The organism is Paenibacillus sp. FSL E2-0178 (genome assembly GCF_038593005.1).
Classification (GTDB): Bacteria; Bacillota; Bacilli; order Paenibacillales; family Paenibacillaceae; genus Paenibacillus_AQ; species Paenibacillus_AQ phytohabitans.
Map to the genome: position 1 here is coordinate 4248862 of NZ_CP151953.1, position 25743 is coordinate 4274604.

Below are 25743 nucleotides of genomic sequence, written 5' to 3' on the forward strand. Positions count from 1 at the left end.
CGCGGCATCCTTCATTCCTCATACGTGTGAACACCAAAGGCATCCATAGAGCGTATTCGCTCTACGGATGCCTTTTTGAATACCTTTTAATACCTAAATTGAATTCAATCTATTCACTTAAGCTGCTGGCTGCTCAACGATGAATATTTGGACTTCCGGCTGCTGTTTAAGCAAGAGTTGCCCGATTCATCCTTTGCACATGGAGTGCTTATTACAATCCTGCACAGAATACAACATTTCCCTCAATAACACGGCCTAAATCTATAATTGTTGCACAAAATGCAGCAATTCCCTCGTTCCAGGCCGATTAACGAAGCTATTGTTGTATTTCATACAACAATCCTCCTGAACAGCCGGTATTTATGAACCAATGTTGCAGTACGTACAACATTTATGCCTGTATAGACTGAACTTAACAAAATCACTCCCCAGAACCGCCGCCTACAGCCCGCCCCGGATCAATTCACCCGCCAAATCCAGCAGCTGTTCCTTGGTCAGCTTCCGGTCCCCGTAGGTGGTGACAATATAATAGGCATCCTGCTGCTCGTTGTACCAGTTCAGGTAATGGTAGCTTATATCCGGCCGTACCTCTGGCTTGTCGGCGTGATTGTATACGATCTCACGGCCCTCTACCTCCAGCTTCTCTGCGGCCACCTCCGGTCTTAGCATGACCTGCACATTGCCTCCATGCAGCAGGGTAGCCCCTATTTCGATGACCGCCCCTTCTCTGGTATACTTGCCGCCAATAGAAGCCGCTTCGGTCCACGGGATCGCCTTCATGAACAGATTGCGGCCGGTATTCTGCTTCGCCTCAGCCATCAGTTCGTCAAGAGTCTGACGGTAGAGCGGATTTCCATCGCGTTCCGCGGCTAAAGGTGAACCGGGGTGTATCTTGCCATACTTAAATTCATAACCTCCGGCTTCCTTGGGCAATACAGGCGTCTTCAATTTATTCATCTCTCCAAGGAAAGCCGGGTAATCGGTCAGGCGCAGCTCCTTGCCTGCAAACTGCAGTGCTGATTCCTCCCCTTCAGGAAGCTTCTCTCCTCTGACGAAATAGGCGATCAGTTCCCCGGGTTTGGCATAATCCATCAGCTTCCATGCATATTTGTTATACGCTGCCGGCGGTCCAGGATTAGGGTTCTCTGCCTGATGCTGCACCTTCACCTCGCCTGCCTTATTCCGGATCTGAATATACTCCGAGGCAGCGTAGGCTGTTACTGTGATCAGCAGCAGCATAACCAGCATCCCTGTGAACGCAGCCGTTTTACCGGCGAATCTGATCCCGCGCGGACTCCTCTTCTGTTCAGTCCCCCGCACGCGGGCCATAACTCTATCAGTAACCTCTATCACGGATAGCTGCTCTTCACGGACTGCAGCGTCTCTTATATCTTGGTACTCATTGCCGATTCCTGCCCGTTCCATGATATCCCCTCCTCCGCTTGCATCGTTTCCCGCACTTTTCGTTTGATCCGCTCCATCCTTTTATGCAGCGCATTAGGCGTAATGTTCAGAATTGCGCTGATCTCCAGAAAGGTCTGCTCTTCAAATACCCGCAGAACAAGCAAATTCCGTTCCTCCAGCGATAGCCGTCCAAGTGCAGCCTCCAGCGCCGGACTGTATAGCCGCTCTTCCAGCGTCTGCTCCGGACCGGCCGCTGCCGCCGTATCGGGACGGAACACCCGCAGGAAGTGCCCCTGCATCCGCCGCCGGCGCAGCAGGTTCAGACAATGATTGCCGGCAATCCGGTACAGCCATGCCGTGAAGCTAACCGTAGGTTTGTACCCGCTGATAGATTGATAGGCTTTGACCAGCACGTCCTGCACCGCATCCTCGGCATCCTGCCTGTTCCCCAGCATGCGGCAGCAATACCGGTAAACCGGCTGCTGAAAAGCATCCACAATGAACGCAAAGGATTCCTGCTCCCCTTGTTGAACCCTGATAATGACCGCCTCTACCTGCCGCATATCCGGCATATTCTCCTGTGACGTTGCCCTCACCTCCTGGCTTGTATATCTCTATAACACCTGACTTCTGCAAAAAGTGCCTACCGGCACAACTTTATTCGAGTAAAAACGGTTGTACAGGCTTCATCCTATGTAGTCTTTCAATCCAATATAATATAACTTTAGCAGATTTATCGAAGGCTGATTTATGCACTTTCCACCTCTCATCCGGCCCCCTCCGGACTCTTACCCCTCTCCACAGAAAAAAAAGAGACCTCCCCCTCCGCTCACGCGGAAGTATGGACATCTCTTCTCCGAAACCAGTCTCTTGGTCTTCAGCACTCTTTTTTACAGCACACTTTCTCTACAACACTCGCTGCCCGTCATTCTCTTACTTTACAGCACTCTTGGTCTGCCATTCTCTTTCTCTACGACACTCTTTGTCTCTGTTTCTTTCAAGCCAACATCAATCTCTATATGGTTAAGCCGTATGCCGTGAAGGCTTCAGGCTCATTCCCTTTACTTTTGCCTGCCCTGCTACCGGAGGCTTCAGGGAAACCGCCAGGATGCAGGCCAGGATACACAGCAGACCAATTACGATGAACGTAGGCTTGAACCCGCCCAGGAATGCGGCGATGAACGAGCCGGACAACGCGCCGATGCCGAAGCCCTGATAGACAACGCCATAGTTCTTGCTGTGGTTCTTCAGGCCGAAGAAGTCGCTGACAATCGCCGGGAATACGGTAATATTACCGCCGAAGCAGAAGGCGATCGCCGCCACACAGGTGAAGAATATACCGTAGCTGAGGGTGGCGTAGCTGAGAGTAAACATCGCTACCGCCGTAACAGCCAGCGTTACACTAATCAGCTTCAAGCGGCTCATGCGGTCGGATAATGCACCCAGAATCAGGCGCCCGGCCGTATTGAAGATCGCGATCATCGCTACAGCATTCGCCGCTGCCGCAACATCCAGTCCGGCCAGCTGCACACCGATATCCTTCACGATGCCGATCAGATAGAGGCCGCTCATGCAGGCGGTGAAGAAGATCACGAACAGCAGGTATGCTTCCTTCGTGCGGAGCATTTCTTTAACAGTATAATCTTTCGGCACAATAACAGCTCCAGCGGCTGTCTTCATGCGATTCCCGGCAGCCATAGCCGCCGATGCGGGGGCCGCCACCGGCGCTTCCCGGACCAGCATTGAGCCGATTACGATCATAATCATCACCATGAAGCCCCAGTACAGAAAAGCATTCGACACGCCCGCCGACTCAATCAGGCTGCCGTTGATATATTTGAAGATCAGACTACCCGTACCGTAAGCACCTACGGATACTCCGGAGATCAGTCCCTTATTCTTCGGGAACCACTTAATCAGGTTGGAGAGTGAAGTAATATACGCTGTTCCGTCCGCGTACCCGACAACTACGCCGGCCAGCAGGTAGAACATCGGGAGGGAGCTGGCCTGCGAACTTAGAATCAGACCAAGCCCCAGCATAATCCCGGCAGCAGCGGTCAGTCTGCGGAGGCCGAACCGGTCCTGCAGTTTCCCCGCGAACAGAGTCGCGAAGGCCAGAGCAAAGCTGGTGATGGAAAAAGTTATCGAAACCGAGCTGAGCTCCCAGCCGAATTTGCTGACAAGATGGGCATTGAACAAGCTCCAGGTGTAGATTGTACCGAGTCCCATTTGCATAATCACTGTACCTAGCACGATGAGCCACCGCTTGCTGCCTGGCGTAGTCGTAGTCATGGGTGATTCCCTCTTTCTCTCTAATATCGCTTCCAAAGTCGCTTCAAGGCTTGCTTTGCCTCTTCATTGTAGCGAAAAGATGCTGACTTAAGAGAAATCCGGAATGAGATGACGCAAACGGGGAATGAACTGCCGCTAGAGGCGCATGATCTGCCTGAATTCCTTCACCTTGCCGCGGCTGACCGGCACCTCGAAGTCCAAATCACGCAGCCGGAGCAGATAGGTGTTGTTGAACCAGGGGATGATTTCCTTGATCTTGGACAGATTGACGAGATACGAACGGTGGCAGCGGAAGAACTGCTCCTGCGGCAGGCGGCTATGGAATTCGCTGATGCTTAAAGCCATGCTGTACTCCTCATCTTTGGTAATGACGCTCGTTGTTTTCTCCTGCGCCGAAGCATAGTAGATCTCGTCCGTATCGACGACGATGATCTTTTCATTTTTCCACAGATTGACCTTACCGCTGCTGAGCTTGACCGGCTCTTCTTCCCCCTGGCGGCTCCTGGCCGCAATGGCCCCCTCCAGCTTCTGCAGCATCGCTTTGATCCGCGTCTCACTGTAAGGCTTCAGGATATAGTCGAACGCTTCGATCTCGAACGCCTCGGCGGCATGCTCCTTATAGGCTGTGATGAACACAATATAGGGCTTGACCGCGAAACGGCTAATATTATGGGCCAGCAGCACGCCGTCAACCGAAGGAATATTAATATCCAGAAAAATCACATCCACCGTATCCGTCTGCAGATATTTCAGCGCATCCAGCCCGTCTTCGAACTCGGCGGCAATCTTGAAACTGCTGTGTGCCTGTATCAGAAAAGCAAGCTCCTGCCTCGCCAGCACTTCATCCTCGACAATTATCGCTCTCATCGCTGCTCCTTTATCACATCAAAGTAAATTTCCGTACCCTTGGCAAGCCGGTGGATCGTCAGACCCGTGCCATAGATCAGCTTCACCCGCTGGTGCACGTTGTACAGTCCGATTTTGTTACCTTCCATGCTGCCGCTGTAGACCTTGGCAATCGTCTCTTCACTAATTCCCGCTCCGGTGTCGGCAATTCTTACCCTTACGCTGTCACCGTGGTCTTTGACTGAAATATCCACAGTACCATTGCCCTTCTCCTTCAAAATCCCATGGACAATCGCGTTCTCCACCAGCGGCTGAATAATCAGACTCGGAATACGCACCGCCACCTCATCAATATCGTACAGAACGGTCAGGCGGCTGCCGAAGCGGGCCTTCTCAATCTCCACATAATGCTGGACCTGCTGCAGCTCCCGGCGGATATCAATGGACTCATCGGTCAGCTCCAGATTATATCTCATATACCCCGACAGGTTGACGATCAGCTCGCGCGCCTTGTCCGGATCGATCCGGATCGAGGAGATAATGGCATTCAGCGCATTGAACAGAAAATGGGGGTTGATGCTCGTCTGCAGCGCCTTCAGTTCAGCTTTGTTGGCCATCTCCTTGATTCCCTCCACCCGCGAAACCTCCATTAGTGTAGAGATGATCTGCGACAGCCCGACTGCCATTGCCTGCAGGGAATAGGTGATTTTATGCGCATTGGTGTAGTAAATCTTGAGCGCCCCCGTCACTTCACCCTTCTCCTTCAGCGGAATAATGATCAGCGAGCGGATGCCCCGGTTCATGTACTCGGTATCGTCATCGCGGATGGTGATCTCGCCGCTCTTCAGCGTCTGCTTGGTCTCTTCACTGATAATCTCATTGGCCTCGGCATAATACTCTTCACCGACACCGACATAGGCCAGAATGAACCGTGTATCGGTAATCGCCACCGCATCCGCTCCGATATCCTCCTGGATAATCCCGCAGATGGTACGCAGCGACTCTGGATTAATATTGCGGAAATACGGAAGCGTCTTGTTGGCAATATCCAGCGCAAGCTTGGACTGCTTAGCCGCAATCCGTTCCTTCTCCCCCTCGACACTCTGCACGAGCGTAACAATCAGCCCGACACTGATCTGACCGATAATCATCGGAAAAGCAATCTTCGACACAATATCCACACCCAGCGAATAAGGGTCGGCCATAATCAGAATCAGCGCCATCGTCAGCGCCTCACAGGCCATCCCGGCCGCGATACCGGCGATCCAGCGTCGTTCAGGTGCGGTGCGCCGGTAGATGATCCCCGATACAAGCCCTGCTGTGATGCTTGTAATTAGACAAGGAAGCGAGGTGACACCGCCGATATCAATCAGGAAACGGTGCACCCCCGAGATGATCCCGGTAATCAGCCCGACCCAGGGGCCGAAGAGAATCCCGCCGGCCATAATGGCGATAATCCGCACATTGACCAGCGACCCTTCCACATTAATCCCGCTGTAGGTTCCGAAAATGGCGAACAGGCTGAAGATTACCGTTACAATCGCCAGCTCCTGCGGCGCATATACCCCTTTGGCAAAAATCTCTTTAAAGCGCGGCAGCCGGGTCAGTACGAACAGACACATCAGCAGCAGCGCTGCCCGCTCGAACAATTGCAGCAGAATACTCAGGTTATGTTGCACATTCACGCCCCCATCGGACAATCTATCGGTCCATTATAAAGCCTTATTTTTCAGAAAAAAAGGCCCTCTGCGCAGCATACACTTTCCGCTCCATCCGGGCTATAATGGATTATTGTCTTCATTTCAGCAGAGAAAGAAGAGATTATACAATGATAATAACCAGTGAAGCAGACATTCTTCGGCGGGTGAGGGAAGATGACTGGATGATGGATATTCTGAAGGCTGCCGGAACTTTGCAATTACCGGACTGGTGGGTCTGCGCCGGATTTGTGCGGTCGAAGATCTGGGATGTGCAGCATGGTTGTACGGAGAGAACCCCCCTCGCGGATATTGATGTGATCTATTATGACCCCGGCGACCTGCGGGAGGAAGTGGAGAAATCCTGGGAAGCCCAGCTGAAGCGCCGGTATCCCGGAATCCCCTGGTCAGTCAAGAATCAGGCCAGGATGCATACCGTCAATAACCTGCCGCCCTATTACTCGTCCACAGACGGAATGTCCAAATTCCCCGAGACGGCAACGGCGCTTGGACTCTCCCTGGACGGGAATGGGGAAATAATTCTGGCCGCCCCTCATGGAATTTCGGATGTCATTCAGCTGGTATTGCGGCCCTCGCCTTACTTCGCCGCCCATCCGCATCTGCTGCCTATTTATGAGAAGCGGATTGCAGGCAAGAACTGGCAGAGCATCTGGAGCGGGCTGCGCAGCCTCCCGGCTGACGCTACCTAGTCCGGGCCGAGACCCGGTACAACCCGCAAAGAGCAGCAGGTACTCCCTGACCGGGGCAGCCTGCTGCTCTTTTTACAAGATAATGTTATCTGCTTCGTACAGTTATTCTTCCTCAGCTATCCCGCCGAAACACTCTAGTTTACACCGCCAGATCTATCCCCACCACACCTACAATCTCTCCGCGGCCATCCTTAATCGCTCTGGAGAGCGTAATGCAGGAACGTTTGGTAATCGCCGAAACATACGGCTGCGAGACGTACTGGCCTTCATTCATGGCCCCGTTCCACCAGTCACGGCGTTTGGCATTCAGGAGTCCTGCCGCAGGCTCGGAGTAGATGAACGTGCCATCCGTCCGGTTGGACCAGATCGCCTGCACATCCGGAACCTTACGGATACAGGAAGCAAGGACGCTGCTATGGCTGTCCGCATCCGGTGAATACAGCTCCTGCTTAGCTGAGAGCTCCTCCAGCAATACCTGCATTTCCTGCAGCCGTCCCTCGTACCCGCTCATCTCAATCACCCCGCGCCCCGCAATTGCATTCACAGATTGCTGCAGGGATTGCGACTCCATGAGCAGGCTGGCGCTGATATTATTCAGCTGGCCGATCTGGGACCGCTGCCGGGTGACCTGCTCCAGCGTCAGGTCCACACCTGCGATGGTCTCGTTGACAATACCCACTGCACCGCTAAGTTCGGCTGTCACCTCATCAATCAGCCTGCTCTGCCGCGCAGCCGCAGCGACCGATTCAGCTACCGCCGTCCCCACCTCTTCTATTCTGTCCGAGATATCGCCGAGACGCCGCTTCACGGTTGCTACTTCATTCACACCGTGCTCAACTGCAGACTGCTCTTTCGTAACCGACTCCAGCACCTGCCGCACTCCATTATTGATATCGAGCAGCACCTCCGTGGAGCGGTCTACCGAACTCCGGCTCTGGTCAGCTAACTGCCTGATCCGGCTTGCTACTACCGCGAAGCCCCGCCCCTGTTCACCCGCCCGCGCAGCTTCAATAGAAGCGTTGAGCGCCAGCAGCGAGGTTTCGTTGACAATACCGACAATCAGCGAGTTAATCTCCTCCACCATGGCGATATGCCCGCTGAGCGTCGTGAATTTGTTCAGCATATCTCCGCTCTGCTCCTGCAGCTCCTCCATGACCTCATCTGTATTCTTCAGTGAATCCACCATTTCAACCATTCCTGAGCGGGTCGTCTGCATGGTCGCCCCCAGCTTCCCGGTCAGCTCCTCTATATGCTGCGTCACCGCCGCTACTCCGCCCATGGTGGCAAAAGCACCCTCAATATTGGCCTTAGCCTCATTACTGCGCGTCTGCAAATCCACTTCGTATGCATGTGAATAGTCTGCAGTCTGCTGAAGCCCTTCCGTGTGGCGGCTAATTTCTTCGAGCGCCCCATGCAACCGGTCCGAGGTGACAACAATCTCATTGCCCAGCAGCTCCACCTTGCCCCGGGATTCCGCCAGCTGCCGGTCCTTGAGGACTCCGCCGTAATAGCTGTCCAGCGCAAGTCCGCCGAGCGCCGCCATTAGCAGCAGATAGATAACCTTATGTATCCAGTACATATCAACCCATAAGCTGTACACACCTACAAGCAGCAGTAAAACAACGACTAGAACGGCTTTCCCCCGGCGAATACCCATCTTCAACGTTCACTCCACTCTATCATGTTATGTATTCTAACATTATATCAGCAGAGTAAAATTAAGGAAACCATTTCTATGCCTATCCTCCACTTACGGCGTGTATAAAGAACAAAAGGGAAGCGGCGATGACGCCAGGGCGTTGAACATGCGGCGTGGACGCTAGGGCATGGAACACGTGGCGATGACGCCAGGGCGTGGAACATGCGGCGTGGACTCCAGGGCGTGGAACATGCGGCGAAGACGCTGCGAGGCATGCCGCTCAGGTATCCGTTCCACCCCACTCCGCCCCGCGCCTGCCACAACAAGTGGATAAACGCATCTTAATTTGCCCGTTTCTTACGAATGAACGGAAGCAAGTGGATTAACAGCACCTATTTATGTTAGTTTTCGCTACTTTGGCTGAATTGGGGTAATTTAAGTGTTCTTTTTCCAACTATTGGTTTGGCAGCACCTTTTCGCGCATCAGCAAGTGGAGGAAATCCATCTATTTCTGCTCCGCTAGCTTCAAGCTAACTAGCTCCAACTTTTCCCGCTCCCGCATATCCTTCAGACTCGACAAACCGGTAAAACAGTTGAAACGAGGAGTATTGGTTGGGTTGGGTTGGGTTGGGTTGGGTTGGGTTGGGTTGGGTTGGGTTGGGTTGGGCGCCCGGGGAGATTCAGACTCCAACATATAACCTCCCCAAAAAAGGACAGCCGTGTACACCGCAGCTTCTGCGTGTAAGGCTGTCCTTCCCGGCATCCACCTGGGCGGTTCTACAAAACTGCCGGTTGCATGTTGCCCTCTTGTTTAATCTTAGCCATCATTCCCCGGGCGATCCATACTCCGGCCGCTCCGGCCTGTGCAAGGCCGCGGGTAATGCCTGCACCGTCGCCGCCGCAGTAGAGCCCGGAGATCTCGGTCTCGAATTGCTCTGTCAGCTTAGGCCGGGCGGAATAGAACTTCGCCTCAACTCCATAGAACAGCGTATGCTCGGAGGCAATACCCGGTGTAACCTTCTCCAGCGCCTCGACCATTTCAATCAGGCTCTTCATCGTGATGTACGGCAGGACCAGACCCAGATCGCCAGGCACCGCTTCCTTCAGCGTGGGCTCGAGGAACCCTTCCTTAATCCGTGTCTCCGTGGAGCGGCGGCCGCGCAGGATATCGCCGTACTTCTGCACGATCACGCCGCCGCTGGACAGATCATTGGCCCGCTTACAGATTTCCCGGGCATATTCATTCGGTTTATCGAACGGCTCGGTGAAGGTATGGGAGACCAGGAGGGCAAAGTTGGTATTCTTGGAGCCAAGCGCCGGGTCCTTGTAGGAGTGTCCGTTCGCTGCCATCACTCCGCTGTGATTCTCCACGACAACATGTCCTGAAGGGTTGCTGCAGAAGGTGCGGACCCGTGTCCCCACAGATGTATTGAAGACGAATTTCCCCTCATAGAGATGCTCGTTAATCTCACGCATCACCACATCAGAGGTTTCCACACGCACCCCTACATCCACCTGGTTATTATACATTTTGAGCCGGCGTTTCTTCAGCACCGCAGTCAGCCAGGCAGATCCGTCACGTCCCGGAGCAATCATTACCTGATCCGCCTCATGGCTCTCACCATTCTTCAAGGTAATGCCCGTAATCCGATGTGCACCGTTCTCCTTGACGGTAACAATATCCTCTACCTCAGTCTTGTACAGCATATCAATGCGCGTCTTCAAATATTCGTATATGGATTTCAGGATTTCCAGGTTCTGTTCTGTTCCCAGGTGGCGGACCTGCGCACGCAGCAGCTTAAGCCCTGCCGCATACCCCCGCTGCTCAATCCCGCGGATACTTTCGGTAGTCGGATCGGTAATAACCGGCGTTGCGCCGTGCTCCAGGTTGATGCCGTCAACATATTCAATCAGCTCCATCACCCTGGAAGGAGGCAGATAATCGGTCATCCAGCCGCCGAACTCGGTCGTGATGTTGAATTTGCCGTCACTATACGCACCTGCACCGCCAAAGCCGGCAGTAATCGAACAGGCCGGCAGACATCCGGCGAATTCCTTACGGCCCGAAGCCGGAGGGCAGAGCTTGATTTTCCCCTCCAGAATCGGGCAATTCCGCCGGTAGATATCATGGCCCTTGTCCACCAGCAGGATCTTCAGCTCCGGCGCTTTAAGTGTCAATTCATAGCAGGCGAATATTCCGGCAGGACCGGCTCCAACAACAATCACATCATATTTACTCATAGGTTCTCTGTTCCTCCCAGGATGAAACGGCTGCCCCTGCAGTGGATAAGGGCTGCTCTGTTTCTGCGATAAATATAAATTCACTTACGCAAACAGCACAAAAATCCCGACCTCTTCATAGGTATGCAAAATGCACCCTATTCGTAGCCAGGAATTTACGGTCCCCTGTAGAAACCCCCAAACCTTATCATTGAGGATATACGAACAGCTTAGCTCATTATTGTGAGCCAATTGGAATTCTACAGAAATTATGCGAATGTGTCAAGGATATATCGCATTAATAATTCGTGTTTGAATTATTATATCAGCATAAATAGCTATAAATACCTAGTGTTAATCACCAAAACACGAACAATGATCACAGTATCGGATTAGGGAGGAAAATCGGGGTAATTGTCGAATATATAAGTATATTGCCACTGGAAAAGAGGAACATCTTATGCACATCCCACCGCCAACTCCTCGCCAAATGTACTGGAACCGTGTCCTCCTCAATACCTTTTGGATGGTCCTGTTTGTTTATCTGGCAAGCCAGCTATTTGTTGCCTTATCCATGTGGGGCCACCGGCCTGAGCTCTCAGGCGGGCAATATTTCATTAACCACATATTGATCCCCGACTCCATACTGCTCGTCTTGCTTCTGATTCTCGAGGTTGTACATAAATGGAAACCGCTGATGTCCGAGTTCTCAATTATTGTCGCAAGCCATCTGTACGGCATTCTGATGATCATGAATCTGAGCACGGAGTTTCATGTGAAGCCGCTGATTATGCTGCTTCCGCTGCTGGTATCCATGATCTATCTGAAGGACAATTATCTGAAGGCTTCCTCAATTATTTGCCTGATCTATATCATTATGCTGTTCCTCAACACAGCCACCTATGACTATACCCTGCGCATCCAGAACATTATTATCACCCTTATCTTCGCAGGAACTTCTCTAGCCGGGTTCGGCGTCATTGCACGGGGACGGGATCTAATGCAGTCACTGGAGAATTCGGTGAAGTCGGAGCAGGATCTGCGCATTCAGAATATTATTATGGACAGGCTGTCCAAGATTGACCCCTTGACCGACTTGTACAATCACAAGACCTTTCATGAATATCTGGGCTGGTTGATCGAGCATCAGCAGAACAATCCTTTTCCCCTGCAGCTGGCGGTTCTCGATATCGACAATTTCAAAAAAGTAAATGACCAGTATGGCCACTGGGTTGGCGATATTGTACTGAAGCAGGTAGCTGCAGTCATGCTGCAGCATATCGGATCGGATGACTTCGCCGCCCGGTACGGGGGTGAAGAGTTCGTTATCATTCTGACGGCCAAGCCGCTGGAGGATTCCGTGCGGATTATGGACAAGATCCTAACCGGAATTGCCAGCCTGCCCATTAATGAAATGGAGAATAAATCGGTTACGGTCAGCATCGGCATGCATGATTATGATGGAACGGATTCGAAGAGCTCCACTTTTCAGCAGGCAGACGATGCCCTGTATGAAGCCAAAAAAACAGGTAAGAACAAAATCGTCATCTTCTAGCTGCAAATAAACATTTTTTATAGTTCAAAAAAAGCGGGTCCGCAGGCATATTATCCATGCCCGGGACCCGCTTTTACTATGTAATCTATAAGCTCTAATTCAGATGTTCTACTTCATAACGCTTCTGCGGCACGAGCAGGTCAATTACTTTGCGCTGCGGCACCGGCCGGCTGATCAGGTAACCCTGAACCTTGTCGCAATTCGATTCCTTGAGGAAGGCCAGCTGGCTGGAGTCCTCCACGCCCTCGGCTACAACATCCAGGCCCATCTTATGGCCCAGAATAATGATCGTCTGAACGAAGGACTCGCTATAGGCTTTATCCGCAAGGGAATCAATGAAAATTTTGTCCATTTTGAGTGTCGAGATCGGCAGCTGCTGAAGATAGCTTAAGGAGGAGTACCCCGTCCCGAAATCATCCAGCGCAATCCGGATGCCGCGTGACTTCAGGAATTCCAGCTTGCTAACGGTGCTCTCGAACGATTCCATAAATATGGATTCCGTAATCTCCAGCTCCAGACTGCTCGGCTCAAGACCGCTCTCTTCCAGACTATCCAGCACAATCTCCACGAAATCATCCTGCAGCAGCTGAATAATGGAGATATTCACTGATATTTTATAAGAGATTCCGGTAAGCTGGTGGATGCTGTTCATGAATTTGCAGGCTTCCCGCAGCACCCATTCCCCGATATAAATTATCAGCCTGGAATCCTCGGCAATCTTGATGAAGGATAGCGGAGAGACAAAACCGAGTACCGGACTGTTCCAGCGGATCAAAGCCTCGAATCCCGAGATCAGTCCCGTATCGATCTGCACCTGCGGCTGATAATGCAGCTCAAATTCATTATTGTTCATGGCACTCCGCAGATGCTTCTCAATGTTCATCCGTTCATTAAATGCCGTATGCATTGATTTGTCATAAACCACATAAGTGCTTTTTCCTTCTTCTTTGGCCCGGTACATCGCTACATCAGCATTCTTCAGAATCTCCTCCGTCGTCTCCCCGTCTTCCGGGTAGAAGGAGATCCCGATGCTGCAGGATACGTACAGGTTGCTCTCGCCGATGAGGAAGGATTTGCGGAAGGAGCGCATAATGTCCTCGGCCAGATTCAGCACATCCACGCGGCTCTCTATGTCTTTGAGAAACACTACAAATTCGTCGCCGCCAAGCCGGGAGAGCATGTCCCCTTCCCGGACTACCGACTGCAGGCGCTCGCTGGCCTTGCGGATCAGAATGTCGCCGGATTTATGTCCTAGCGTATCATTAATATACTTGAAGTTGTCTGTGTCTACGAACAGCAGCGCTGCTCTCCCCCCCGGCCGGCGGAAATAATTCTCCATCGTCTCCAGCAGACAGATCCGGTTCGGCAGATTGCTGAGCGAATCCACATAAGCCAGGCGGTGCATGTTCTTCTGATTCTCCAGCAGCATCTCATATTGCCCTACAAGCTCCTGCTGCGTAGCCGTAAGCTGCTCATAGGTCGCTTCAAGCTCCTGATAGCTGTTGTTCAGATTGAACTCTGCCTGCTTCCGCTTACTGATATCAATCAGCGAGCCAAGGAACAGTACGATTTGGTCTCTCGGGTCCACAATTGCCTTCCCCCTAACCTCAAACCAGACGTAGACGCCATCCTTGGTCTTCATCCGGTACTCGGTTTCGTAGATCGGAGTCAGCCCGGTAAGATGCTCCTGTCTGGCTTTGCGTGCGGATTCCTGATCATCCGGATGAATGATGCTGAGCACGCCGCCTTCGAAGGAATTAATCTCTTCCTCGGTGTAGCCCATGACCTCATACCAGCGGTCCGAGAGCTTGTAGAAGCCGCTATCCCAGTCGAGCTCCCACATATAGGCACCTGAGCCTTCGGAGGCCAGACGGAAACGCCGTTCACTGACGCCCAGCCGGTTGAACTGGTCCTGCAGCTCAACTTCAGTTGCCGCAAGCTCCTCATAGGTAGATTCCAGTTCCTCGTAACTCAGCTGCAGCTTAAGTTCGTTCTGTTTGCGTTCATCGATATCAAGCCCGACCAGGACAAATATATCCTCCGCCTGATTATCCATCCCCTTGATCAGGGTAGTGCGGATGGAGAAATAATGCGCACCCGGAGAATGCTCCGGGAGCTTCAGCTCCACATTAGTCACATAATCAAGATAAACCGCTTTGGTAAGGAGATCCCGCAGCACTGCCGCTCCGCCCTCAAGACCAGGCAGGTCATCGATACTCACGCCGAGCACGTCCTTCTCTGAAAGCCCGGTCATTTTCTCGGCATATTGATTGAAGCGCACGCTCCGCTTGTCTCCATGAACCGCCCATACGATCATTCCGGTATTCTCGATCACATCCTCGAAGAATTCCTGTTCGGAGTGGATCGTCCGGCGCAGACGCCGGATATAGATCCGGAGCAGCACAGCGCCGAATACCAGCAGGATAACCCCTATGGCCGCTCCTGATATAATTCTGTTACGGATCATGGACTGATGATAATCCGAGTGAACGAAGAAATATTGCTGATACAGCTCTTCGAATGCCCCGGAGCGTTCCAGCCGCTCAAGTCTGGCATTCACATAAGACACCAGCTCCGGCTTGGTCTTGCTGATGCCATAAGCGACATCCTGAGGATACAGATTGTTCATTTTGCGGACAATTGTTCCGGTCAGCCCCTGTTCAACAATCAGATAATCCACAACCCCCTGATTCTCGAACAGCAGATCAATCTCGCCTTTGCGTAGGGCCTCCACTGCTTCAGGTACGGTTGCATATTCTATGTATTGTGAGGATGAGATTCCCACCTTATTCTGCAGAACAGTTTCCGAATACTGTCCCTTGCCTACACCGATTTTGTAATTTCTCAACGTGTTCAGCTTCACTTCTTCACTAAGCTCCTGGCGGGAATAGACGGAAATATAGCTCCTCAGCACAGGTCTGGAGAACAAGGTATCCTGCTTTCTCGCCTCGGTTACGGCCATGAGTCCGGTCGTGTCGATCTTGCCCTCGGTCAGCAGCCTGTATGTACTCTCCCATTCCCCGGTGCTGTATAGAATAAGATAATCCTGTTTCTCAAAAATCATACTCGTCAGATCAATATCAAAGCCTGTCAGGTATCCGTTCTGTATGTACTTGTAAGGGGGATATTCCAGTTCTGCCTGGTATTTAATATCCTGTCTTTCGGCGTGAGCGGCAGCGGGGGGTGTAATCATGAGCACGATGCCAATTAGAAGCAAGAGTTTACACCGCTTCATCGCAATTCTCCTTTGTCCCATAAAAATCGGCTAAACGCATTTATTATGAAGCTGTATTCGACAAAAAATGGTAAGGTTCCTGCTAGTTCCACTTCAATTCTGATAAAATGTGCAAATTCTGCAGAATCGTTTATTTATTGTCGAAGAAGTATGCGGAGGCGACTTTGCCGGCCTTTTAAAGGACGGTACTGTTTCGCGGGATATAGAGGAAGGATTAGTGGGTGGCACCTATAAATTCTTATATTTTAAAATAAGAAACTTTATATTTGTATTGCTTTTTGGAAGCAAAATGTGGATAATAGCAATAACGGTTGATAATGATTATCATTATTGAATATCTAGTATTCATTACTTGACTATATCTGAGTTAAAAGGAGACTGAACACCCATGAACGCAGCCACCACCCGGACCGCATTACAGGTTGACGATTACCTGGATCTGCTCAATCTTGCTGTAAAAGTCGGAGATATGAAATGGCAAAAAGAGATCAAGTCCAGATTGCAGTATATCCTCTGTCTGCAAACCCGGTAGATTATTCCGCGCACAACAGCTAAGCCTCCCTGTCTATGGCAAGGACGCCATTGCTGTTAGTTATAGAAGAATGTATACGGCCGCATTTCCTTAACGGGAATGCGGCTTTTTTTTGTGGTATACGGGGGCTAATTCCGGGACGGCTGCATCTGAGGTCTCCGGAATGTTTAATGATATAATGATTAGCATAATATAACGAATAACAGCCCATAGATCGGAGTGTGCAGACTTGAGAAAAATCCTCGCCTTGGTCTTACTATTATCCTTGCTCCAGATCCCCGGCGTCTATGCTGCGGATATTCCTGTACAGCAGGGAGTTGTTAATGATGAAGCTGGCTTACTTACTGCCCAGGAAGCGGAAGCTATCACCCGGATGGCCGCAACGGACCGCTATACTCTCCATATCCTGACAATAGACTCTCTTGACGGCGCGGACCCTGCCAGTTATGCAGAGGAGGTATACGATACCTGGAACTTGAAGACCCGGGATATCCTGCTTCTGATCGCTTACGGAGACCAGCAGACGGAGATTAACTTCGATAATCCGGAGCTGCAGAACTCGCTCAATGCCTGGTCGCAGAACCTTGGAGGGTCTTCGGGAAGCGCGGCAATCACTAAGCTGCTGGAGACTTACTTCAATCCTTATGCCAGAGACGGTGATTTCGCCTCAGGAATCAGCTCTGTCATTAAGGAGCTTCAAGCCGTAGGCAGCGGACCGGGCAGTGCTGCCGGTGGTACTGCCGGAGGTGGTACTGCGGGTAGCGGATCAGGCGGCAACGGCGGGACAGCCGGAAGCAGCGGATCGGGGGCGGCCGAGACCGGCAGCGGCGGACTCTCCTTCTTATCGCTCGCCGCTATTGCTGCGGGTGCCGCCTTACTGGTGCTCCTGCTGTACGTGCTGATTACAGGAATGCGCCGCCGCAGCGGGCTTGCCAGGCAGCAGGAACAATTGTCTGACCTGCTGGTACGTGCGAATCGCGCCCTCGAATCCCTTCAGCCCTTCCAGGGAATCGTGCAGGGCAAGACCGGAGAACTGGTCGAGGGTATATCAAAGCGCCTGACCTCGCAGCTGGTCGAGATCTCAGCGCTGCAGACCACCGGGCAAGGTGCCCTGCCGCCCTTCTACCGCCTGTCCGCCCTCAAAGCTGCAACAGAACAGCTTCAGCAGACGGAAGGCAATTTCCGCACCTCGCTTGAAGAGGAAGAGAAGAATATCGCTGTCATCAGCGAAGCCGACCGGAACGTCAAGCAGCGAATCACCGAATTGAAGCAGGATGCGCCAGAGCTTGACGGACAATTGCAGCAGGCGGCCCAAGCGACCGGCTATCCGCTGCAGGAAATCGCCGAGGACCTGCAGGAGCTGGCCGCAGAAACCGCCAAAGCTGACCAGCTGGAGCTGTTTGACCCGATTGCCGCACAGGATATTACCGAAGAGGCGCAGGAGCGCCAGGAGCAGATTGAGCGGGACCTGCAGGATGTAGATGCTTTTGACGATAAGCTGAAGGCATTCCCCGGGGTTCTGGCCGCTGCCCGCAGCCGCATTGCCGGGCTGATTGAGCAGAACTCCCTGCACAATATGAAGGTTAAGCCCTATGACAGTCTGGAGCAGGCTTCCGCTGCCGCCGGGTCCCTGGAGGCGCCGCTGCGCAGCGGCGACATGGATGAGGTGCGGCGCATCGGTGCGGCGCTGGACGCGCTGCTGGCTGAAGCCGTTGCCATGACGGAGCGCCAGGCCATGATCCGGCAGAGCAACCGTGCAGATCTGGAGACGGTGCGCAGCAAGTGGGGCAGCTTGACCCAGCGGCGCAATGAGCTGCAGGGCAAGCTCACCGAGGCGGGGAACCAGTTCGTCCGCCAGCATCTGGACAGTCTGGAGCAGACGCTTGAGGAGACCGGCGCCGCACTGCGGCAAGGCGCAGGCGAAGTGCCGCAGATTGAGACCTGGACCAGCGATGCTCGCGGTGAATATGAGAATGCGCGCAGCGGACTTGACCGGCTGCTAACGCTGCAGGACGAGACTGAGGGCAAATTCAGCAGTATCGACAGCAGTGTGAGCTCTCTGTACGAACGTCTGGACAGCCTGAGAAGGCTGTTCGCGGAAGGGCAGAGCCGGGTCGATGCGGCACAGAATCTGCTGCATAGCAGAGGTATTGCTGCACAGAGCCGCTTCCAGCTGTCCCTGCTGCCGGAGTATGCCGAGCTGGAGCAGCGCCTGTCCGCCCGTCCATACAATCTGGATGAACTGGAGAGTACAGGACGTTCTTATGCATCGCAGATTTCCAGCTTCGTGGAGGAAGCGAACCGGCTTGTCCGCCAGAAGGAAGAGGCAGAGCGGGCAGCCCGCCTGGCAATGATGCGGGAACAGCAGCGCAGAGAACAGGCCCGCAAGCGGATGTCCTCCGGGCCGCCCTCCTCGGGCGGATTCGGCGGCGGACGTTCCTCCGGCGGCTCCTCCTGGGGCGGCGGAGGCCGGTCGTCGGGCGGCTCTTCCTGGGGCGGAGGCAAGTCCGGCAGGAACTCTTCCGGCGGCTCCAAGTGGTAGACGGCGGATTGCCGGGAGCGACATAGACATATCTAATACGGCTTCAGCCAGTGTTTATGGCTGAAGCCGTATTTTTCTGAAGAACATGTATAAGTAAGTCCCGGGGTGGCTGATGCTGAGAATGTAAGATGTGTTATACAGGCTCCTGCAGCTGCATATGGGCAATGAACTCCATGAATACAGGGGATAGCCGCTGCTCCTTGCGGTAGATAAGCTGAATATAAAACGGCTCCAGCTGCCCGGCCAGGGGAATTCCGGTTAACACGCCGGTACGCAGCTCCTCTTCTACCGCATACCGCGGCAGAAAGGCCGTCCCCCAGCTGTGCTTCACCGCCTGCTTGATCCCCTCGAGATTCCCAAACTCCATATCCACACGCGCAGTTATACCGGATTCCCTGAGCACATGCAGCAGCTGCTTCCGGTAAGTGCAGGTACTCTCTGTCAGCACCAGCGGTTCCCCCTCCAGATGCTCCGGGGTAACCGCCTTTTCGGCTGCCAAGGGATGCTCCGGATGGGTGATCACATACAGCTGCTCCTCCCGCAGCGGCAGAGTGACCAGTTCCCCCGACGCATACGGAACATCGAAGATCAGACCGAAATGGGCGGTTTTATCTTTGACTGCGGCGATGATATCTTCTTCAGAGCCGGGCTGTACCCGCAACTGCATTCCGGGATGCTGCTCCCGGTACCGGTGCAGCCGGTGAGGCAGATAATATGCGGCCAGCGTCTCAATGGCTCCAATATTCAGCACTCCCTGATCACCGCCGGAGATTATCCCTTTGGCTTCCGCACTCAGCGCCAGCATCTGCCGGGCATACGGGAGCAGATTGCTGCCGGCGAAGGTTGGAATCATCCCCCTGCCCGAACGCTCCAGCAGAATAGCTCCGTACAGCTCCTCCAGCTTGGCGATCTGCGCCGTCACACTCGATTGTGCGTATCCCAGCACTTCTGCCGCCCGGGTATAACTTCCGTGGTCTGCCACTGTACAAAAGGTCCGCAAATAGGTTAATTCCATACACAACTCTCCTGAATTATCAATATATTCGATATCTAGTATCACAGACTATAGATAACTCCAATTATAGTTCCCCTATATAATAAAACCAACCCATTTAACAAAGGAGGACTCCGCAATGAAACTACAGGCAAAATCTCAAGTACTGGCTGCTCCGGCAGCGGCCTCCGCAGATGCGGTACGCTATTTCACGGCCAAAGCAGCATTCGAGACCGATGTGGCCGATGTGGCTTACGATCTGCGTGAAGGGATCACCGGCTTTCAGCTGGTCGATGTCCGCGATGCCCGTTCATATGAAGAGGCTCACCTGCCGGGAGCCCTCTCCCTGCCCTCCGGGCGGATAAACCACACTTCTCCGGAGCTGCCCACAGATGATGTACTCATTCTGTATTGCTGGGGACCCGCGTGCAATGGAGCCAGTAAAGCTGCAGCCAGACTGGCTGCCCAGGGCTACCTCGTTAAGGAGATGCTGGGCGGTATCGAGTATTGGCGCAAGGAAGGGGGCAGACTGGAGGGCAACCTGCAGGAGGAAGCGCCGCTGTACTATAGCATGCCTGCCGGATCACAATAGTGCGGAGCCTTTCCCCTAAGCGGATATTTCCGTGAGAGACGCAGCTTTTTATCATTTTATGAAATTAAGAAAATCAGCAGCAAAGAAGGCCCATAGGAGACAAGTCTCCTATGGGCCTTCTGCAGCAATCACTCCATCATTTCTTCGTGAAGATTAGTTTATCGAGGTTGCCCACATAGTTCAGACTCGAAGTAGTCGAGCCCTTCAGTGAGACATACAGATGCTGCTTGCCGGTCAGTGTCTGACTGAGCAGAGCGCCTGCAGTCTTGTAGTTCCCCCAGGCTCCGCCTGTATTGGGCAGACTGAACGTACCGATTACGGTACCGTCTTTGCCGCTCAGCCGGATCTCAGCTGTGATGTCAGCCGGGGCACGATTGGTCGGCGCATCGTACTGGATGGACACGTAGTTCTTGCCCTGTACGCCGAAATCAACATTCTCAAAGGAGAACCAGGCTCCGGTAAATGTATTAGCCACTACAGTTCCGCCGTTGTTGCCCTCAGTTTTGAGCGGATTGCTGTTGAAGGTATTTTTGGCATCAGACCACACGGTCTTGTTCTCAAATTCCACAAGAACATCCGGTTCAGCTGCGTCCAGAGAGAAGGACGCATTGTCAAAATTACCGATATACTTGAAGGTTGAATCCGTTGTGCCCCTAAACACCAGGTAGATGTCCTGCATGCCGGTAAGATTCTTGCTCAGCGCGCCGGACACAGTCTTGTACGTCCCCCAGGCATTTGCAGTCGGCGGTGCTGACAGAGTGCCTGCAAGCTCACCGTCCACTCCGCCCAGACGGACTTCAACGGATGAATCTGCGGCCGTATTCGTTGAATTGCCTGTATACTCCAGCGACCACTGATTCACGCCCGTGCTGCCGAAGTTCATTCCCTTGTATGCCAGCCAGGCTCCGCTAAAGGTATTGGCAACCTGCTTGCCGCTGGTACCGTTCTCGGTCTTCAGCGGACCGCCGTTGGCCGGATTATTATCCGTGGACCAGGCATCATAGCTCTCCAGCTCCAGCTTGGTGTAGTCGGTCCGGATCGCCTGGTAGTCCCACATGAACTTGTCCAGATTGGCGATATACGGACGATTGCTGTCTGTACTGCCCTTCAGCACGAAGAACAGGCTCTGCTTGCCGGTCAGTGTACGATTCAGGATTGCTGCCGCCGCCTTATATTGCGTCCACCCTGCACCGGTATTCTTAAGCTCCACATTGCCGAGAAGCTCGCCGTCTACAGCCCCAAGCCGCAGCTCAAGCACCGCATCCGCCGGTGTCCGGTCAGAGTTTGCATTATACTCGACCGTAATCCGGTTTGTCCCTTTGGTTCCGAAATCGATATCCGCAAAGGATAACCACGCGCCAGTGAAGGTATTGGCGACCACCGAACCGTTATTGCCGTCTTCAGTTTTCAGTTTATTGTTGTTGAACGTATTGACCGCATCCGACCAGGCCGTGCGGTTCTCAAATTCTACCGTCCCCGTATCCACTACCGGTGGCTGCGGTTCTTCCGCCGGATCAGGTATAACCGGAGGCTTCACCGGTACCGGCAGCGGTTCAGGCAACGGAACTTCCCCGCCCGGCTGCTCTCCTCCAGGTTCGCCTGGTTCACTTGGTTCACCATGGTTCTGCGGTGCCGGCTCCGGCTGCGGTTCAATAGGATCAGCCAGCCACAATGAGTCGTAGATGTTGCCGTTATAGCTGTCCACCAGGTAGACATTCACCTGATACTTGCTGGCGTTCACACTGAAGTTCTGCGTCAGCTCGAAGCCGCCGGACTGGACCGGTACGGCACTGGACAGCAGTGCCTGCTCTCCGCCGTCCATCAGCTGAATTACAGCAACCGCCGAGTCTACATAATCTCCTTTGAGAGTTCCTGATACCTCTACGGTCATATTGCCTGTGCGCTTCACGTCTGCCTTCAGATCGTACACATCCCATAGGATGTCCGAGGTGTACGGGATATTAGAAACCAAGGCATCGCCTGTCATGACATTCCGGTCTTCATTTGCTTGGATGCGTACTTGTACAGCACCCGCCGCAAAAGCCTGCGGTCCGACCGTCTGCGGATTCGCTGCAGCCGTCTTCCAGCTCACACCGCCGTTGGTACTGTATTCATAGTCGGCCGGGCTTGTGAAACCCTGTACTGCCGTCCAGCCGAAGGTATTGGCCGTATCGTCCACCAGCGGAGCTGTTGGCGCGTCAGGCTTCATCATTTGCTTGACCGTCTCCAGACTGAGATCAAATGCGATATCTGAGCTGCTGAAGTTTACCTGATGCACTTCTGCGGCAAGCACGTTGATGCCTTCCTGCAGATAATCCGGATTGATCTCATAACGGTTCCAGTCACGTTCGTCGCCGACTGTAGCATTGGCATTGGTATCATAAGCCGCAGCCCCGTCCGGCATGTTCGTCCGGATAATCTCATGTCCGTTCAGATAGACTATGGCGCCGTCATCACGGATCAGACCGGCATCCAGCTCCAGTATGTCCTGCAGCTCAGATGCATTGAATGTTGTGCGGAAGTAGGACGTCGTATATTTCTTGCTTGCATCCGGGCCGTAGCCGATCACGGTTCTGGCATATCCCTTGTTGTCGTAGCCAAGCGGTGCCTGCCCGGAGGACCAGCTGCTGTCATTGAAGCCCGCTAATGTCCAGCCACTCGCCGGGGAATTGCCCTTATCATAATATTTCCACTCTGAACCTTCGCTGATCAATGAATTCCGGGAGAGTGTGTTCTCAATGTCAGCATCATAATCTGCTGTAGGAGGTGCCGATTTGGCCGAAGCTCCCCAAGCATAATTAGGCGTATCTCCCATATCAAATTCCAGCGTGCCCCCGTTCATCAGATCATCATAGCCGATCCAGGCCTGATCAAACGATTGACCGTTCAGGGTGGCGGATTGGATGAACCGGTTGGCGGAGGAGACATTGTCCGCTTTAATAGTAAAGGTCTTGCCATTATCAAGATGGAGGGTCAGCTCCGAGAAAACAGGTGAGCCGATCAGGAAATTGGCGTCTCCCGGATTGCCGGGAAAAAGGCCCATTGCGCTGTATACATACCAGGAGGACATTCCCCCGGCATCGTCGTCCATAGAAGGCAGATAACCTTCAGGATCAGCACGGTAGACCCGCGATTGGATCGGGAAAGCATACGGCCCGTGGTTGTGGTATTTCTGAGTAACCACCTCAGTAGTATATTCTCTGGCATAATATTGGGTCAGATAAGGATAACCCAGATAGTTGAAAAGATAGGGTACATCGATGTCCGGCTCATTGATAGCCATGTACTCATTCCGGGCAAAGAAATCCTGCAGCTGCTTCGCCATTTCTGTCTTGCCGCCCATCAGCTTGGCCAGACCATTGATGTCCTGTGTAGCGGACCAGCGGTATGTCCAAAGATTGCCCTGATAGGCATACTTGTCCACTGCGGTTACATCCCCCTTGGCTACCGTTGTACCATTCGGGGTAAAGAATCCGGTCTTAACACCGTTCTCGTCGACCTGATTCTCATTCCACAGACTCTGATAGGAGAGTGCGAGCTTCTTATATTTCTCATATGTGCTCTTATCGCCCAGCAGCGCAGCAAGCTTCATCGGAAAATAGGCACTTTTCGCCTTCTCCAGCTTGCCGGAAATTTCGCCGTCCGAGATCGAGAAGTTGTCCGCATCGACTGCCATTCCTTTTAGCGCCGTGTACACGTCATAGTCCGTGAAGCCTTTCGCATAGGCATCGAGAATAACGGCACCGTTGAATTCATTGCGCACCGTCGGGCTTGGCCAATAACCGTCCCCCCATTGCGTGTAGGCCCCTCTGGTCTTGTAAAGGTCAACCAGCGACTTCACCATGTTGATATACTTCTGCGGCTCCAGCACAGAGAACAGGGAGTATTTGCGGAAATCATCCCAGGTCGTCCAGCCGTTATAGTATTCAAAATCCTCACCAAGCCCGGAAGCTTGGCGTACCGTATTCTCATCCCTGCCCGCCTTGAACGTTCCGGCTGAGCTGGTTACGTTCTTCGGATGCAGGTACGTATGGTACATTTGCGTATAAAATACTTGCTTATTCTCTTCATCTTCATCCTTGATTTCCACTTTGCCCAGAACATCGCTCCAGGTGCTGCGGATCTTGGCATGCTGGGCGTCAAAATCCCAGTCAGCAATATCCTGCTTCACCTCGGCTCTGGCCTGTTCCACACTTACCGCCGACAGACCGACCTTAGCCTGGATCACTTTGCCGCCATTCGTATCGAAATTAACCCAGACTCCGATGTTCGCCCCGGTACGGACTGCTTCCGTTCCGGTTGTATCGCCCTGCCAGGAGGTGTAGGAATCGAAATCATGGTCAAACTGGATGGAATAATACAGCTTATAATACCCGTTGCCGCATACGTTCTTGGATTGGATCATGCCCGTAATTTCATTGCTGCCTTCCACCTTCAGGTTGGCATCAAGCATTCCGGCATAGGAATTGGAGAGATCCACGAGTACAGAACCCGTCTTCGCGGATGCCGGGAATGTATAGCGCTGGAAGCCGACATTGTCCGATGCCGTCAATTCTACGCCGATTCCTGATGCCAGCGTAACACCGTAGTACCCGGCAGAAGCCTGCTCGCTGCTTTTATCGTACAGCTGCTTATATTCATTCACATTCTTCGTGAACGAACGCGTCTCAGGCATCATCAGGATGTTGCCGCCTGCCCCACTGCAGCCTACACCGCTGAAACGTACCTGCGAGAAGCCTTTCAGGTATTTATCCTGATAATAATAGCCGCTGAACGCCCCGCCGTCGCTGTCAGGTCCCAGGGAGACGAGTCCGAACGGCGTCGACGGTCCCGGATTCGTCTGACCGTTATCTCCCAGGGTGTTGATAAGCGGATCAACATAATCCACCGGGTCCAGATTTACTGCAGGATAGGCCGGATATTTCCCGGCATCTACCCCATATACCTGCAGCTCATACAGCCGGACAGTATCGCCGCTCGCTGCAGCTTTGCTTACATAGAACCGGAGATAGCGGGCTGTCACCGGCTGGGGCAGATACCGGTCAACGACCGTCTGCACATTGCCCTGCACGACATCCACATCGCTCCAGCTCTGTCCGTCCTCGCTCTTCTGCAGCCGGAAATTCTGTGTATTCCAGAACGGGCTGTTCGAGCTCTCATTGATACCGGCGTTGTAAACCGTCCATTGGTTAATCGTGTAATCCTTACCAAGGTCGAGCTTCATCCATTTGATCTTGGCGGTTGTATTATCGCACCACTTCGTGTCGTTCTTGCCGTCTACAGCAAATTGCGGCCGTTCATTCACATTGCATTGACCTGAGGCCGTAACTTGTGCATTCAGTGCAACATTCTTCGCCGGGACTACTTCTATACCGGCTTCCGCGGCGGATACTGTAACCGTAAAGGCAGTCACTGAATCCAGCAAGCCAAGCAGCATCAGAACCGACATCAGAATGGAGAACAGTTGTTTACGCATGAGATTCCA

The 25743-nt window shown here is 53.0% G+C and carries 15 protein-coding genes and 1 riboswitch; of the genes, 5 read left to right on the top strand and 10 right to left on the bottom strand.

What is annotated here, in order from left to right; all coding sequences use genetic code 11:
* Positions 1-441: 441 nt before the first annotated feature.
* The 5 genes from MHI42_RS18430 to MHI42_RS18450 form a co-directional block, all read right to left on the bottom strand.
* A complete protein-coding gene (locus MHI42_RS18430) occupies positions 442-1425 on the bottom strand; it encodes a hypothetical protein (protein ID WP_342420286.1) in 984 nt (327 codons plus the stop codon).
* Positions 1386-2000 (bottom strand): sigma-70 family RNA polymerase sigma factor, encoded by a 615-nt coding sequence (locus MHI42_RS18435; protein WP_342420287.1) that lies wholly within the window; start codon positions 1998-2000, stop codon positions 1386-1388. The genes MHI42_RS18430 and MHI42_RS18435 overlap by 40 nt, the downstream gene beginning before the upstream one ends.
* Before the next feature lie 427 nt (positions 2001-2427).
* Positions 2428-3696, bottom strand: coding sequence for an OFA family MFS transporter (locus MHI42_RS18440; RefSeq protein ID WP_342420288.1), 1269 nt, complete (start codon positions 3694-3696; stop codon positions 2428-2430).
* Positions 3697-3831: 135 nt separating this feature from the next.
* Positions 3832-4563 carry a LytTR family DNA-binding domain-containing protein gene (locus MHI42_RS18445; RefSeq protein WP_340990271.1) on the bottom strand — a complete coding sequence of 244 codons (732 nt, stop codon included), beginning with the start codon at positions 4561-4563 and terminating at the stop codon, positions 3832-3834.
* Complete coding sequence (locus tag MHI42_RS18450) at positions 4560-6221, bottom strand: sensor histidine kinase (RefSeq protein WP_342420289.1); 1662 nt, start codon at positions 6219-6221, stop codon at positions 4560-4562. Before MHI42_RS18450 ends, MHI42_RS18445 begins: the two co-directional genes overlap by 4 nt.
* Positions 6222-6370: 149 nt before the next feature.
* On the opposite strand from MHI42_RS18450, the gene MHI42_RS18455 reads away from it, so the two are divergent.
* A complete protein-coding gene (locus MHI42_RS18455; protein WP_342420290.1) occupies positions 6371-6949 on the top strand; it encodes a nucleotidyltransferase family protein in 579 nt (192 codons plus the stop codon).
* A 139-nt stretch (positions 6950-7088) separates the two neighbouring features.
* Here the strand turns inward: MHI42_RS18455 and MHI42_RS18460 are convergent, their stop codons facing one another.
* Both MHI42_RS18460 and MHI42_RS18465 read right to left on the bottom strand, forming a co-directional pair.
* A complete protein-coding gene (locus MHI42_RS18460; protein WP_342424764.1) occupies positions 7089-8606 on the bottom strand; it encodes a methyl-accepting chemotaxis protein in 1518 nt (505 codons plus the stop codon).
* Positions 8607-9365: 759 nt separating this feature from the next.
* Positions 9366-10829: an NAD(P)/FAD-dependent oxidoreductase gene (locus MHI42_RS18465; RefSeq protein WP_342420291.1), complete on the bottom strand. Its 1464-nt coding sequence runs from the start codon at positions 10827-10829 to the stop codon at positions 9366-9368.
* 124 nt (positions 10830-10953) lie between these two features.
* A riboswitch (purine riboswitch) is annotated at positions 10954-11053 on the bottom strand.
* A gap of 281 nt (positions 11054-11334) precedes the next feature.
* On the opposite strand from MHI42_RS18465, the gene MHI42_RS18470 reads away from it, so the two are divergent.
* Positions 11335-12363: a GGDEF domain-containing protein gene (locus tag MHI42_RS18470; protein WP_342420292.1), complete on the top strand. Its 1029-nt coding sequence runs from the start codon at positions 11335-11337 to the stop codon at positions 12361-12363.
* A gap of 94 nt (positions 12364-12457) precedes the next feature.
* On the opposite strand, the gene MHI42_RS18475 is transcribed toward MHI42_RS18470, so the two are convergent.
* Entirely contained in the window at positions 12458-15556 is a 3099-nt protein-coding gene (locus tag MHI42_RS18475; RefSeq protein ID WP_342420293.1) for an EAL domain-containing protein, read from the bottom strand.
* A gap of 430 nt (positions 15557-15986) precedes the next feature.
* On the opposite strand from MHI42_RS18475, the gene MHI42_RS18480 reads away from it, so the two are divergent.
* A complete protein-coding gene (locus MHI42_RS18480) occupies positions 15987-16130 on the top strand; it encodes a hypothetical protein (protein WP_171720322.1) in 144 nt (47 codons plus the stop codon).
* Between the two features lie 229 nt (positions 16131-16359).
* On the top strand, positions 16360-18672 hold the full coding sequence (locus MHI42_RS18485) for a TPM domain-containing protein (protein WP_342420294.1): 2313 nt from the start codon (positions 16360-16362) through the stop codon (positions 18670-18672).
* Positions 18673-18805: 133 nt separating this feature from the next.
* Here MHI42_RS18485 and MHI42_RS18490 read toward each other — a convergent pair whose 3' ends face one another.
* Positions 18806-19687, bottom strand: coding sequence for a LysR family transcriptional regulator (locus tag MHI42_RS18490; protein ID WP_342420295.1), 882 nt, complete (start codon positions 19685-19687; stop codon positions 18806-18808).
* A 118-nt stretch (positions 19688-19805) separates the two neighbouring features.
* Here MHI42_RS18490 and MHI42_RS18495 point away from each other — a divergent pair, with 118 nt between their 5' ends.
* Positions 19806-20258: a rhodanese-like domain-containing protein gene (locus tag MHI42_RS18495; protein WP_342420296.1), complete on the top strand. Its 453-nt coding sequence runs from the start codon at positions 19806-19808 to the stop codon at positions 20256-20258.
* Positions 20259-20394: 136 nt separating this feature from the next.
* Here the strand turns inward: MHI42_RS18495 and MHI42_RS18500 are convergent, their stop codons facing one another.
* Positions 20395-25734, bottom strand: coding sequence for a glycoside hydrolase domain-containing protein (locus MHI42_RS18500; protein ID WP_342420297.1), 5340 nt, complete (start codon positions 25732-25734; stop codon positions 20395-20397).
* Positions 25735-25743: the final 9 nt, after the last annotated feature.

Bases quoted from the DNA above. Each gene is read 5' to 3' on its own strand.
- MHI42_RS18430 (WP_342420286.1), bottom strand. From the start codon at position 1,425: ATGGAACGGGCAGGAATCGGCAATGAGTACCAAGATATAAGAGACGCT.
- MHI42_RS18440 (WP_342420288.1), bottom strand. From the start codon at position 3,696: ATGACTACGACTACGCCAGGCAGCAAGCGGTGGCTCATCGTGCTAGGT.
- MHI42_RS18445 (WP_340990271.1), bottom strand. From the start codon at position 4,563: ATGAGAGCGATAATTGTCGAGGATGAAGTGCTGGCGAGGCAGGAGCTT.
- MHI42_RS18455 (WP_342420290.1), top strand. From the start codon at position 6,371: ATGATAATAACCAGTGAAGCAGACATTCTTCGGCGGGTGAGGGAAGAT.
- MHI42_RS18460 (WP_342424764.1), bottom strand. From the start codon at position 8,606: ATGGGTATTCGCCGGGGGAAAGCCGTTCTAGTCGTTGTTTTACTGCTG.
- MHI42_RS18465 (WP_342420291.1), bottom strand. From the start codon at position 10,829: ATGAGTAAATATGATGTGATTGTTGTTGGAGCCGGTCCTGCCGGAATA.
- MHI42_RS18470 (WP_342420292.1), top strand. From the start codon at position 11,335: ATGGTCCTGTTTGTTTATCTGGCAAGCCAGCTATTTGTTGCCTTATCC.
- MHI42_RS18475 (WP_342420293.1), bottom strand. From the start codon at position 15,556: ATGATTACACCCCCCGCTGCCGCTCACGCCGAAAGACAGGATATTAAA.
- MHI42_RS18480 (WP_171720322.1), top strand. From the start codon at position 15,987: ATGAACGCAGCCACCACCCGGACCGCATTACAGGTTGACGATTACCTG.
- MHI42_RS18490 (WP_342420295.1), bottom strand. From the start codon at position 19,687: ATGGAATTAACCTATTTGCGGACCTTTTGTACAGTGGCAGACCACGGA.
- MHI42_RS18495 (WP_342420296.1), top strand. From the start codon at position 19,806: ATGAAACTACAGGCAAAATCTCAAGTACTGGCTGCTCCGGCAGCGGCC.
- MHI42_RS18500 (WP_342420297.1), bottom strand. From the start codon at position 25,734: ATGCGTAAACAACTGTTCTCCATTCTGATGTCGGTTCTGATGCTGCTT.